The organism is Pseudoalteromonas sp. H103, assembly GCF_001469205.1.
In the GTDB taxonomy this organism is placed as follows: Bacteria; Pseudomonadota; Gammaproteobacteria; order Enterobacterales; family Alteromonadaceae; genus Pseudoalteromonas; species Pseudoalteromonas carrageenovora.
The window spans coordinates 223,647-236,576 of the sequence record NZ_LOFG01000017.1; the positions used below are offsets into that span (position 1 = coordinate 223,647).

10 protein-coding genes are annotated in these 12,930 nt (G+C 39.2%); 8 read left to right on the forward strand and 2 right to left on the reverse strand.

Translation table 11 applies throughout. The annotated features are described in order from the left end of the window. Positions 1-5: 5 nt before the first annotated feature. Positions 6-1,889 (forward strand): hypothetical protein, encoded by a 1,884-nt coding sequence (locus ATS74_RS15365; protein ID WP_058549744.1) that lies wholly within the window; start codon positions 6-8, stop codon positions 1,887-1,889. Positions 1,890-1,962: 73 nt separating this feature from the next. Here ATS74_RS15365 and moeA read toward each other — a convergent pair whose 3' ends face one another. Next, on the reverse strand, positions 1,963-3,180 hold the full coding sequence (gene moeA, locus ATS74_RS15370) for a molybdopterin molybdotransferase MoeA (protein WP_058549745.1): 1,218 nt from the start codon (positions 3,178-3,180) through the stop codon (positions 1,963-1,965). Between the two features lie 46 nt (positions 3,181-3,226). On the opposite strand from moeA, the gene modA reads away from it, so the two are divergent. Genes modA through ATS74_RS15385 form a run of 3 tightly spaced genes read left to right on the forward strand, consistent with a single transcriptional unit; the run spans position 3,227 to position 5,673 of the window. Beyond that, positions 3,227-3,979 (forward strand): molybdate ABC transporter substrate-binding protein, encoded by a 753-nt coding sequence (modA, locus tag ATS74_RS15375; RefSeq protein WP_058549803.1) that lies wholly within the window; start codon positions 3,227-3,229, stop codon positions 3,977-3,979. Further along, complete coding sequence (gene modB, locus ATS74_RS15380) at positions 3,966-4,643, forward strand: molybdate ABC transporter permease subunit (protein ID WP_058549746.1); 678 nt, start codon at positions 3,966-3,968, stop codon at positions 4,641-4,643. The genes modA and modB overlap by 14 nt, the downstream gene beginning before the upstream one ends. A gap of 1 nt (position 4,644) precedes the next feature. After that, entirely contained in the window at positions 4,645-5,673 is a 1,029-nt protein-coding gene (locus ATS74_RS15385; protein ID WP_058549747.1) for an ATP-binding cassette domain-containing protein, read from the forward strand. A gap of 16 nt (positions 5,674-5,689) precedes the next feature. On the opposite strand, the gene ATS74_RS15390 is transcribed toward ATS74_RS15385, so the two are convergent. Next, positions 5,690-6,448: a HesA/MoeB/ThiF family protein gene (locus ATS74_RS15390; RefSeq protein ID WP_058549748.1), complete on the reverse strand. Its 759-nt coding sequence runs from the start codon at positions 6,446-6,448 to the stop codon at positions 5,690-5,692. A gap of 288 nt (positions 6,449-6,736) precedes the next feature. On the opposite strand from ATS74_RS15390, the gene ATS74_RS15395 reads away from it, so the two are divergent. The 4 genes from ATS74_RS15395 to ATS74_RS15410 all read left to right on the forward strand — a co-directional run bounded on the left by ATS74_RS15395 (position 6,737) and on the right by ATS74_RS15410 (position 12,912). Continuing rightward, positions 6,737-8,206, forward strand: a complete 1,470-nt coding sequence (locus ATS74_RS15395; protein WP_058549749.1) for a NarK family nitrate/nitrite MFS transporter — start codon at positions 6,737-6,739, stop codon at positions 8,204-8,206. Between the two features lie 9 nt (positions 8,207-8,215). Next, a complete protein-coding gene (locus ATS74_RS15400; RefSeq protein ID WP_058549750.1) occupies positions 8,216-9,955 on the forward strand; it encodes a bifunctional protein-serine/threonine kinase/phosphatase in 1,740 nt (579 codons plus the stop codon). Between the two features lie 9 nt (positions 9,956-9,964). Further along, positions 9,965-11,158: an alginate export family protein gene (locus tag ATS74_RS15405; protein ID WP_058549751.1), complete on the forward strand. Its 1,194-nt coding sequence runs from the start codon at positions 9,965-9,967 to the stop codon at positions 11,156-11,158. A gap of 227 nt (positions 11,159-11,385) precedes the next feature. Next, positions 11,386-12,912, forward strand: a complete 1,527-nt coding sequence (locus tag ATS74_RS15410; RefSeq protein WP_058549752.1) for an FAD-dependent oxidoreductase — start codon at positions 11,386-11,388, stop codon at positions 12,910-12,912. Positions 12,913-12,930: the final 18 nt, after the last annotated feature.

Consider the following 12,930-nt stretch of genomic DNA (forward strand, 5'->3'; position numbering starts at 1 on the left):
TGAAGATGCTAAAACAAATTTTACCTTTAGGGGTTGCTATCGCATTAGCCGGTTGTGGTGGGTCTTCATCTGATAGTGAAGATACTCAAAGTGTTGCCGTTACTGTTGCTTCAACATCTTCCACTGTAAATTTTTATGTTGCAAATTGGCAGCCTTCTCAAGGCACTTTAAATGTTATAAATAGTGATGGTGTTGTTCAAGAGTCGATTGCTGTAGACAATATTAATACCGCAAGCGTTAGTGTAGATCCACTTACCTTTAACAGCTTTGAATTTATTCCTGATGATAGCACTTTAACATGCCCTCGTTTTACAGGTTGTGGTAGAACGGTTCGTGGAGATATTAACGATTTAAACGAAAACCGTTTGATTGATTATCAAGAGCCAACAGCTGTCACTTTAAACTACAAAGCGAGCGCTTTTAGTGCACCGGGTCAAAATACAGTTTATTTATCGCCGCTTAGTAAAGTGATTTCTGATCAAGGCTATAGTGCTGTTGCAGCAAGTTTAGCAGCAACTCCTTTTTATCATTTAACACACAGTAATTTAAGTGCAAGTGTTGAAGCTGAAATGGTAACTAATGCATTTACTTACGCTGCAATAATTGCGGGTGCTACAGATGCAAGCTTTAGTGTTGATAATGCATTTACTGACTTTGCTACCAAGCAAGAAGATCAGCAAGCATGGCAGGATTATAGCGAGTTGGCAGCGCAATACGTTACTGATAATTTATTTAGTGATCAAGGTAATGCGTTATTACAAAACGTTGCCGGTGAAGTGAAACAAACGATAGCAAGTGTAACTACCTACTCTAATTGGCAAGAACGAACACAAGTTACGCAAAGTTTAGATTCAAGAGAATTACTTGTTGATACTCGTAATATTATAGGTGTTGCAAGGCTTCAAGAAAAAAGTTACTCAGATGAGCTTGATTCTAAATTTGAAGAGCTTGAGGGCGCTTTTGATGAAGATACTCAACAAACGCTTGATGCACTGATTAATTCACTAAACGAAGTTATTACTAATTATTCGCCATTAGCAGACGATTCGACACCAGCAGGGCAATATAAACTTCGAGATCTAGATATAGACTATAGTAAATCGCCTTATACTTGGGCTATAACCGGTACATATGATGATTTACCTATTACTATAGATTTATCTATTCCGACATTTCGTGTGAGCGGCGTACTAGGTGATAAAATTGAAGGCGTAATGACTGCTTCAATTACAAATGGTGCAACGGTACTTAGCGTTGACGTTAGCGAGTTACTGATACAGTTTGATGGAATTGACGAAGTTAACGAGTTAAACCCAGATGCCGAGACAGGAATTGCTCAGTTAACTACTAATGTCATTATAACTAAAGCTGCGGGTCAACTTGATGGTGATTTATCGCTAAGTTTAGAGCGCTTTGTAAACTCATTTGGTGAAGTATCAAACACATTATCAACGTTTGATTTTGTTGGTAATTACGAAAGCAGTATTCAAAATACAGATTTTCATATTACGGCTGTAGAAGCTTCACCGTTTATAGGTGAAGAAAATGACGATTTAGCATTTACCTTCGAGCTAGATTTTCCTTTAAGTGGTGCAAGTGATTTTAAATTTGCTTATGTAGGTGAAGCCGCAAACTTATCAGAGCTTACTTCAACAGATATTTTTGTGAGTGTACAAAATAGAGCTTTAGATCTTCGTATAAGAGATGTAAGTGGCAACCTTAATCTTATTGCTAAAGGTGAAAATGGTCGCTGGTTAGATGTAAAACAAAAAGGTCGTAACTACAGTGGAGGTCTATATTTTGGTGATACTAAAATTGCTGAAGTTACTGCTGTGAGAGGCATCCCAGGTGTATTATTTTCTAACGGTGATTTCGAATCATTATTTTAAATAGTTTTTAGAGATAACTTATAAACATAAAGCCCAACACTCGTTGGGCTTTTCGTTTATTGAAAAGGTGTTTTTACAAAAACTCAATACTTACCGTTTCACCTTTTGCAATGCTACCGCTTTGTGCGGGTACTACAATTAAGCAATTTGCTCTACTGAGTGACGAAAGTACGCCTGAGCCTTGTTTATTAAATGGCGTTACAAGCAAGTCACCTTGCTCATTTGTTGAAGCTGTAGCGCGTTGAAAGTCGGCTCTGCCAGGGCGTTTTTTAACAACTGATGTTGTAATAGCATTAAAACGCATTTTAGGGGTTACTTGCCCAAGTCCAGAGAGCTTTTGTAGTGCAGGCTCTACTAGTTGATTAAACGTTACTGCGGCTGATACGGGGTTACCTGGTAAGCCAAAAAAGTAACTGTTGGGTAACTTACCAAAAGCAAAGGGTTTACCTGGCTTCATGGCTATTTTCCAAAAATGGATATTACCAATTTCATTTAATACTTCTTTAGTAAAGTCAGCTTCGCCAACCGATACACCACCTGAACTTATTACAGCATCTGCTTTTTCATCTGCACTTAAAAAAGCTTGAGTAATGAGCGCTTTATCATCGCTGATGATACCTAAATCAAGCACATCTACGTTTTGTTGCTGTAATGCACTAATTATTACGGCACGGTTACTTTCATAAATAGCGCCTTTTTTAAGGGGCTGTCCAGGCTCAATTAGCTCATCACCTGTAGAAAACACGGCGACTTTTAATTTGCGAGTGACATTTATGTCGGCAATACCTAAAGAGGAGAGTAAGCCTACATCAACGGCTTTAAGTTTATCGCCTGCATTTAAAATAACGTCATTTATTGCAATGTCTTCACCGGCAAAACGAATATTTTCATCAACGGCAGGCTGCGCAGTAAATGTGATTTGATCACCATTAACCGATGCGTTTTCTTGCATTACAACGCCATTAGCACCCGGTGCAATGGCTGCTCCCGTCATTATTCTTACGCACTGTCCGGGAGTGAGTGTGCCTTCAAATGTTTGCCCTGCAAATACGCTCCCTACTTGAGTATAGGTTAAGCTTTTATCTGAAATACAAACAGCATAGCCATCCATAGCAGAGTTATTGTGAGCAGGCACATTAATATTAGATTTAACATCATTGGCTAAAACCCGGCCAACACTTTGCATTATGGAGATGGTTTCATTGTGCGAAATTGCATTGATAGAGCTTAGTATGTTTTGAATTGCCGTTTCTATTGGTAATAAACCGGGTGCATTGCAAACATCGTTCATATATATTGCTTACTTAAATCATTTTATTTTTAAAACAATACTTATAATGTCAAAGCTTTACAATACATGGCTGGGTTATTTTTTGTTTGTATTTTGCGTGTTCTCAAGCACGTTAAGTGCAAAAGAAACATTGCATGTCGCAGTAGCAAGTAACTTTAAAACTGTCTTACAAACTTTACTGCAAGAATCTCCTTTACCCGGCGTACAAGTAAAAATATCAGCGGCTTCAAGCGGGATTTTATATTCTCAGATTGTACATGGTGCGCCGTTTGATGTGTTTTTATCAGCTGATGATCTCCGCCCGCAAGCATTAGTAAAACAAGGGTTTGCTAGTCAAAGTAGCTTAGTTACCTACGCATTAGGTGAGCTTGCATTGTGGCAGCCCAATGCTAATAAAGTAAATGATAAAGTAGCCATTGCTAACCCTCGTTTTTCACCTTATGGTCGGGCATCGCAGTTTTATGCTAATGCCAACTTTAAAAAGCCAATAAGTTACGTATACGGTAATAACATTACGCAGGCCTTTCAGTTTGTTCAAAGTGGCAATGTGTCAATTGGGCTGGTGGCGGTGTCTACGTTAAAAGCTGCGTATAGCAATACACAAAACCCCAAGTATTTAGATTATAAAGTGCTAGAGACGAGTGAATACCCCGATATTATCCAACAAGGCGTTATTATAAAATCGACAAAAAAAATGGCGAGTGCAAAAAAGCTTATGGAGTTTTTAATGACAAGTAGCACTCAACTTAAGCTTATTAAATTAGGATACAGATCAAAGGACAGCAATGCTTCAAAGTGATTTAACTGCGCTGTGGTTAACAATAAAACTGGCCTTTATAACCGCTATATTACTACTCGTTTTCTGCATTCCGGTTGCTTATAAATTAGCAGGCTACAAAGGTAAATTTAAACCTTTTTTAGAGGCATTAATTGCTATGCCTTTAGTATTACCGCCCACTTTATTAGGTTTTTACTTATTGGTTCTTTTTTCGCCAACGCATGCTTTTGGGCAGTTTTGGTTTTGGTTAACGGGTACCCAGCTTGCGTTTAGTTTTCAAGGTGTGGTTATTGGTTCTCTTTTTTATTCATTGCCGTTTGTAATGCAGCCTTTGGTTGCAGGTTTTAAACAAATAAATCAAACCTATAACGAGGCTGCAATAGCGCTTGGGCTTAGTCATTTTAAGCGTTTTGTGTATTTAATTTTACCATTACTAAAGCCTAGTATTGGTAGTGCGTTTGCCTTGGGGTTTGCTCATACACTCGGTGAATTTGGTTTGGTATTAATGATTGGCGGTAATATTCAAGGGCAAACACAAGTTGTTTCAATTGCTTTGTACGACCATGTTGAATCGTTAAATTATGCGGCTGCGCATCAGCTCTCTCTTATTTTATTGGCTATTTCATTTGCGTGTTTGGTGCTGTTATTTAAGTTTAATAAAAGCATAGTTGGGGTTAAACAATAACATGATTAAATTAACCCTATTTAAAGCACTTAATAACTTTGATTTAGATATAAACTTGCAATTAGAGTCGTTTAATATTGCAGGTGTTTTTGGTCCGTCCGGATCAGGTAAGTCTACATTGCTGCGTTGTATTAGTGGTCTTGAAGGCAAGCAAAGTATTTATATTAATAATCAACCTGTGCATCATTTACCTAGTGATAAACGCGGGGTAACACTGCAAGTGCAATCTTGTCCGTTATTTCCTCATTTAGATGTTGCCGGCAATTTAGCTTTTACTCAAAAGCACTGCGCTAATAGGGAAACTAACATATCTGAGCAAGAAGTGATTACAGCTCTTGAGTTACAACCACTCCTTAAACGCAACGTACAAAGTTTATCGGGCGGGGAGCGTCAACGAGTGGTGTTTGCACGCACAATGTTAGCAGGTAAAAAACTTATAATTTTAGATGAGCCGTTTAGTGCGCTCGACTGGCCACTTCGTTTTAAAACACTAACAACATTAAGTGAGTTAGCAGCTAAATTTAATATTAAATTTATAATAGTGAGCCACTCATTAAAGGAGCTACTGTTTTGCTGCGATACCCTAATTCAGCTTGAAAAAGGCAAGGTGATAAACAAAGGAGCAAGTGCGTTAGTTGCCAAGGCTATTTATGCTAATAATAAGCAAACACCACTGAGCTTACTTAATTATGACATTATTAAATTTGATGAAAAATATGCTGTTTATCACCTTCAAATAAAACAAAGTGAGCAGCAGTTATTTGTATCCCCAAGCGCAGTTGAGCAGGGCGGCAAGCTAATTATTGAAAGCGAACAAATATCAATTAGTGCTATAAAACCAATACTCACAGAGCATAGTAACATATTGGTTTGTATACTTATTAATGCTGAAATGATTGATAGCAATTGGCAGCTTACACTTAATGTTGATGGGCAAACATTGTATTGCTTACTTTCAGCAAGAGTATGGGATCAAAGTAATTACAAAGAGGGCGATACACTTTACGCCGCTATTCATAACCTAGAGTAAAAAATTAAAACACGAGTTACTTACTACAGGTGGGACACTGGCTATTTTTAGGAATTTTAAAGCGGTTAAACTCCATGCTGAGCCCATCCACCAGCAATAAATGTTCACTTAAGCCGCTTGGTAAACCCGCAAGTATTTTTAGTGCCTCAGTTGCCTGAATACTGCCAATTAGCCCAACAATAGGGGAGAGCACGCCAGATTCAGAGCAGCTTTGTGTTTGTTCATTAAAAAACTGCGATAAGCACTCGTAGCAATGGCTATGTTGTTTCATGGTAAAGCAGGCAACTTGGCCTTCCATTCTAATTGCAGAGCCTGAAACTAGCGGTATTTTAGCCTTATAACAGGCGCTATTGAGTAAATTACGTGTAGGCAAGTTATCAGAGCAATCAATGACTATATCAATATTACTTAATAGCTCGTCAAGCTTTGACTGCTCATCTAAAAATGCATCGATTGTATGTATATCTATTTCATCATTTAAGCTAGTTAACTGCGCTTTAGCGGCGTGTGTTTTTAAGCTTCCCACATCTGTTTGTTTGTAAAGCACCTGCCTTTGCAAGTTTGTAGCATCAACAACGTCGTTATCTACAAGCGTTAATGTTCCCACACCTGATGCAGCTAAGTACTGTGCAACCGGGCAGCCTAAGCCACCTAAACCTACTATAAGCGCATGAGATTGCCATAGTTTTTCTTGTCTATCTATATCAAGTTGTACAAGCATAATGTGGCGAGAATAACGTAATTGCTGTTGATACGTTAATGGCGGTTTTTGCATAAATGTGCGCTCAAATTTTTTTGTAACAATACCAAGTAGTTAAAACCTAGAGCAAGTAAAGCTTTAAAAATCTTTGCACTGTTAACGCCCATCGCTGCTACTTAAATAGTGCAAAGCGAAATTATTATCAATAGCGAAAATTGTAACTTACTGAATTTGTTATTTATTAATTGTTGGCTTAGTAATTGCTGACTATGGTTAACGTTAATTTAACAATTCGCACAGTATAAATGCTACCAAAGTAGTATGTACTATTTAAAACAATAATCGTTACAAGGAAAAAATAACATGCAACCGAGTACTGGGTTTAATCTCATATCGTTTAGCGGAAAAATGAAAATACTTCACTTAAGCTGGATGGTGTTTTTTATCTCATTTTTTGTATGGTTTAACCATGCGCCATTATTGGGTGCTATTGCAGGTTCGCTTGGCATTACTATGGCTCAAGTTAAAACACTGCTTATATTAAATGTTGCCTTAACTATTCCTGCTCGTGTCGTGGTTGGTATGCTTACCGATAAATTTGGTCCACGTATTGTGTACGCAGCACTACTTATTGTGTGTAGTATTCCGTGTTTTATGTTTGCCCTTGCAACAACGTTTGAGCAAGCAGCTATCGCCCGTTTTGCCCTTGGCTTTATTGGTGCGGGTTTTGTTGTTGGTATTCGTATGGTGAGCGAGTGGTTCCCGGCAAACGAGTTAGGTACAGCCGAAGGTATTTACGGAGGCTGGGGTAACTTTGGCTCTGCAGCCGCCGCTATGCTACTACCAATATTAGCGCTTGTGTTTGGTGGCGAAGATGGCTGGCGTTATGCGGTCGGTGTAACAGGCGTACTAAGTGTAATATTTGGTATTATTTGGTACATAAACGTAACTGATACGCCTAAAGGCGGTACATACTTTAAGCCTAAAAAAGTAGGGGCAATGGAAGTAACCAGTAAAGGCGACTTTGTACTACTGCTTATAATGAAACTACCTATGTACGGTGCATTAGCGCTACTTACCTGGAAGCTTTCTCCTACAGGCGCAAATTTACTTTCTGAAAATTTTGTAATTGGTACATACGCGTTTTTAGTGCTGCTTTATATTTACGAAGTGTATAAAACGTTTGATATTAACGGTCATATTTTTAAACAACCTGTTCCAGAATCACACCGTTACGACTTTAAGCAAGTTGCTGTTTTAAATATTCTTTATTTTACAACATTTGGCTCAGAGCTTGCCGTTGTATCTATGCTGCCATTATTTTTTATGGAAGTATTTGGCCTTGATATGGTGTACGCAGGCTTACTTGCCTCAGCCTATGCATTTATGAACTTAGCCTCTCGCCCTGGTGGTGGTTGGATCTCAGATAGAATGGGTCGTCGTAAAACGCTTATTGTACTTACCACAGGCTTAGCTGTAGGTTATTTTGTTATGGGCTTAGTTGACGCTAGCTGGCCGCTTTGGCTTGCAGTTGCAGCTGCCATGGCGTGTTCGTTTTTTGTGCAAGCAGGGGAAGGGGCTGTATTTGCCGCTGTGCCACTTATTAAACGCCGTTTAACTGGGCAAATTGCAGGTATGACGGGAGCTTACGGTAATGTAGGGGCTGTTGTATATTTAACGGCGCTCTCATTAGTTGATTACCAAACATTCTTTATGATTATCGCTGCCAGTGCATTGTTAGGTTTAGGTGCATTATTTTTCATGAAAGAACCAGATGGCCACATCACTGAAGTAAACGAAGATGGCACCGTTGAACTTATTTCTGTGACTTAAGGCATACTTATGTTTGATGAAACCCAAAAAGCCAGCGCACTTACAAACGAACTTAACATTGAGTTTGGTGGGCACAGTAGCAAAGGTATAAAAACCGAAAACCAAGATGCGTTTGCTGCTCTTAATACTCAAGCGCAAGAAAAAGAGTCAAAAGGGGTGATTGCCTGCTTGGCCGATGGGTGTTCATCAGCAAAAAATGCTAAACAAGCGTCACAGTTATCGGTAACGCATTTTATAAATGAGTATTTAAATACACCACCAAGTTGGGCCGTTAAAAAGTCGGTATCTAAGGTATTGGCCAGTTTAAATCAGTGGCTGTATTCGCAATCGGTTAATTACAATCACCTTGGCCAGCGCCAAGCCGATTGGATGACCACGTTTACAGCGCTTATTTTAAAATCGGCTACGGGTTATATTTTTCATTTAGGTGATACCCGAATTACGCGTTTACGTGCAAAAAGTATGGAGGCGATAACACGCGACCATAAAGTAAACGATACCCTAACGCGAGCTTTAGGCGCGCAGCTTCATCAAGAAATTGATGTATACGAAGTTGATTTAAAAGCTGATGATATTTATATACTTACCTGCGATGGTGTACACGATGTGTTGCCAAACAGTGATATACAAAAGCTAATTGATGAGCATACTAATTTAGAACACGCAGCAAAAGCAGTGACTGAGCTTGCCATAGCAAGAGGCAGTGACGACAACGTAAGCTGCCTACTTGTAAAAGTGAATAGTATTGCAAAACAAAATTTAGATGAGTTATATCACTCTTTAACTAGGCGAAAAATTCCGCCACCGTTAAAGGTTGGACAAAAAATTGATGACTTTACTGTTATCCGTGAATTACACGCTAGTAGCCGCTCGCATATTTATTTAGTGCAACAAACACCCGATACGCCTCCTGTTGTATTAAAAGCGCCTTCGGTAAATTTTGAAGACGATGTGCACTACCTTCAAGGCTTTATAAGAGAAGGCTGGGTAGGGCAACGTATTAATCATCCCAATGTAATGAAGGTTTTAAATACGCAATCGCAAAGCCGATTTTTATATCATATTTGCGAATACATGGACGGGCAAACATTGAGTGATTGGAAGCATGATGTGCCGCATCCAGAAATTACCCAAGTGCGTAGTATTATTGAACAAATAGTACAAGCACTTAGAGCGTTTCAGCGTTTGGATATGGTGCATCGCGATTTAAAACTCGATAACGTGATGATAGACGCTCACGGCAAAGTAACATTAATCGATTACGGCACTGTAAGTGTTGCGGCTATGGATGAGTCGGTAAAGCAAATTGCTGATGATTGCCCGCAAGGTACGGTAGATTATACCGCACCAGAGACGCTTATTACTATGCACGCCGATTTTAAGAGTGATTTATTTTCGCTAGGCGTTGTTGCGTATGAATTATTATGTTCAAAATTGCCGTATCAACCACTCGCTCATAATCACGTACCAAAAGATTACAGTCACTGGCAATACACAAGTATTCGTAAACACAGAGCAGATATCCCGTTTTGGTTAGATCAGGCTTTAATGAAAGCATTGGCTCCCAAACCTGAATTCAGATACCACGCATTTTCTGAATTTATAAGTGATATCAATAAACCTAATCCACATTTAAAAAGTACCGCCCCGAAAGACTCAATAATGAAACGCGATCCGGTTTTAGTCTGGAAAAGTATTTCGTTGTGTTTGTTTATAGCCTTGGTGTGTGTACTCATAATTAAAAATTAAGAGATAAACATGTTCAATCATAAAAAAAACTTACCTATTATTTTTATACTGGGTAGCTTAACTGCGCCTTCAATAAGTCAAGCGGCGCAAACCGATCTTAACTTTAGACTGCGTTTTGAAAGCGCAGAGCAAGATAACGCGTTAAAAGATGCAAGTAGCTTAACGCTGCTTACACGCCTTACTCATAAAACAGATGAAGTGAATGGTTTTTCTGCACTTATTGAAGTTGAAGACAGCCGAAGCTTGTTAGGTGTAGACGATTACAACAATACACTGGGTAAAAATACTAATTACTCAGTAATAGCCGACCCAGAAACCACAGAAGTAGATCAAGGTTTTATAAAATATGCAAAAGATGCTTTATCAATTAAAGTGGGTAGGCAAGTAATAGCGCTTGATGGGCAGCGGTTTGTGGGCCACGTTGGCTTTAGGCAAGACAGACAGACTTTTGATGCTGCAACAGTAAATTACACGTTTAATGATATTAACTTGCACTATAGCTACATAAGCAAGCGCAACCGTATATTTGCTGATAGCAAAGATATTGATTCATCAGATCACCTAATCAATGCAAGTTTTAAAACAAGCGTAGGTAAGGTGGTTTTATACAGTTATTTATTAAGTAACGACGCAGTAGATGATGACAGCTTAGATACCTATGGTGTTTCTTTTAATGGTAATAAAACGCTCAGCGATATTAAATTTTACTACAAAGCAGAGTACGCCACGCAATCTGCATCAACTAGCATGAGTGATTTTGACGCAGATTATTATGCGTTTGAAGGCGGTATTGATTTAGGTGGTTTAGGCATTGAAACCGTTACATTAAAAGCCGGTATTGAGTCACTGGGTTCTGATAATGGCGATTATGGTTTTGCTACGCCGCTTGCCACAATGCATAAATTTAATGGTTGGGCTGATACGTTTTTAGCAACACCAACACAAGGGCTTGATGACACTTATGTGAGTTTAAATGGTAAAGCCTTTGACGGTAAATGGTTAGTGGCGTATCACAACTTTGATGCAAACGACAGCGTCAATGGGGTTGATGATTTAGGCTCGGAGCTTAATGTGCAATACGTTAAGCCTATTAATAAAACCTATGCCATAGGTGCTAAATATGCCGATTATTCAGCAGGCGATAGCGCGGCAGGCAAAGCCGATACCCAAAAGCTATGGGTGTGGGTAAGCGCTAAATTTTAAGTATTTAACCAGGACTCTGGTTATTTAATTTAAAGCGTTACAAGTTGGTGCAATAGCGCCAGCTTGTGGTGCTTTCACTTCTTTTTTACTGCACCAACTTGGTTAAGTTACTGAAATATATTATTTATATATCTGGCTTGCATATTGCTATAACAACTACATAACAAATTATACGTTTGAAGTATTAATTTATGCACTTAGTACTTTAAATCAAACAGGTGATTTTAATGTCAAGCAAGCAGCGTGTTGTAGTCGTAGGAAACGGAATGGTCGGGCATCATTTTGTACAGCAGCTAGTATCGCAACAAAGTGATAGCAAAAATGTTGATATTACAGTACTCAGTGGTGAAGACCGCCTCGCTTATGACCGCGTACAACTTTCGTCATTTTTTAAAGGCAAAACTGAAGACGATTTAGCACTTACCTCTAGTAAAACCTATCAAGATTGGCAAGTTGGTTTCCATACTCATTCTAAAGTGGTTGATATTAACCGTGATGCAAAAACGGTTACTACCTCAAAAGGCGAATCATTTGCGTACGACAAGTTAATACTGGCAACAGGCTCATTTGCATTTGTGCCACCCATTCCAGGTAAAGATCGTGAGCATTGCCTAGTTTACAGAACCATTAACGATTTACACGCTATAAAAAAATCAGCACAAGGCAGTAAAGTCGGCGTGGTTATTGGTGGCGGTTTATTAGGACTAGAAGCTGCAAATGCGTTAAAGCAGCTTGGCTTGCAAACCCATGTAATAGAATTTGCGCCACAACTTATGGGCGTACAAATAGATGGTGCTGGTGGGCGGTTACTAAAAAATAAAATTACCGAGCTCGGCGTTACAGTGCATACCTCAGTGGCTACAGAGCAAATTACTGAAGGTGAAAACAGCCGTTATAAAATGTGCTTTAAGGGTGGTCAAACCCTAGAAACTGACATGATTGTATTTTCAGCCGGTATTCGCCCATACGACAATTTAGCTCGCGAGTTTAATTTAGAATTAGGTGAGCGCGGCGGCATTGTAATAAACAACCATTGCCAAACGAGTGATAAAAACATATACGCAATAGGCGAATGCGCCCTTTGGAATAACTTTATTTTTGGCCTTGTAGCACCGGGCTACGCTATGGCAAAAGTAGCGGCGGGGCATGTTTTAAAACAGCTTTCTTCAAGTACAGCTTCAAACACACCTTTAAGCAACTATTCAAACAAGACTGATGAATTTAGCGGCGCCGATATGAGCACCAAGCTTAAATTAATGGGTGTTGAAGTGGGCTCAATTGGTGATGCCCATGCACGCAGTGAAGGCGCAATTAGCTATTACTTTGAAGATCAGCCAAACGGTATTTACAAAAAAGTAGTCACTAATGAGCAAGGCAATAAACTCATAGGTGCTGTACTGGTTGGCGATACCAGCGAATACGATAACTTATTGCAATATCACTTAAATAGTATAGAGCTTAGTGTGCCCGCAGAGTCTTTAATAATGCCGCTTGCAGGAGATACTGGTGAGCTAAGTGCTGATGATTTACCAAGTGATGCCATTATTTGTGCGTGCCACAAGGTTACAAAACACACCATTGAACACGCTGTTATGCAAGGCTGCAGCGATTTAAGTGATGTGCAGCAAGCCACTAAAGCAAGTACTGGCTGTGGAGGGTGTGAAAAATTAGTGCAAAGCGTTATTAGTCGTGCACTCAATAATAAAATAGCCACCCTTACCCCTGTAGATGAACCTGTATCACAGAGCGCTTAACACTCACAATAAGAGAGC

What these genes read in the sequence shown, in the direction of transcription:
- modB (WP_058549746.1), top strand. Translation starts at nt 3,966, where the DNA reads ATGCTTCAAAGTGATTTAACTGCGCTGTGGTTAACAATAAAACTGGCC.
- ATS74_RS15385 (WP_058549747.1), top strand. Translation starts at nt 4,645, where the DNA reads ATGATTAAATTAACCCTATTTAAAGCACTTAATAACTTTGATTTAGAT.
- ATS74_RS15365 (WP_058549744.1), top strand. Translation starts at nt 6, where the DNA reads ATGCTAAAACAAATTTTACCTTTAGGGGTTGCTATCGCATTAGCCGGT.
- moeA (WP_058549745.1), bottom strand. Translation starts at nt 3,180, where the DNA reads ATGAACGATGTTTGCAATGCACCCGGTTTATTACCAATAGAAACGGCA.
- ATS74_RS15405 (WP_058549751.1), top strand. Translation starts at nt 9,965, where the DNA reads ATGTTCAATCATAAAAAAAACTTACCTATTATTTTTATACTGGGTAGC.
- modA (WP_058549803.1), top strand. Translation starts at nt 3,227, where the DNA reads ATGTCAAAGCTTTACAATACATGGCTGGGTTATTTTTTGTTTGTATTT.
- ATS74_RS15390 (WP_058549748.1), bottom strand. Translation starts at nt 6,448, where the DNA reads ATGCAAAAACCGCCATTAACGTATCAACAGCAATTACGTTATTCTCGC.
- ATS74_RS15400 (WP_058549750.1), top strand. Translation starts at nt 8,216, where the DNA reads ATGTTTGATGAAACCCAAAAAGCCAGCGCACTTACAAACGAACTTAAC.
- ATS74_RS15410 (WP_058549752.1), top strand. Translation starts at nt 11,386, where the DNA reads ATGTCAAGCAAGCAGCGTGTTGTAGTCGTAGGAAACGGAATGGTCGGG.
- ATS74_RS15395 (WP_058549749.1), top strand. Translation starts at nt 6,737, where the DNA reads ATGCAACCGAGTACTGGGTTTAATCTCATATCGTTTAGCGGAAAAATG.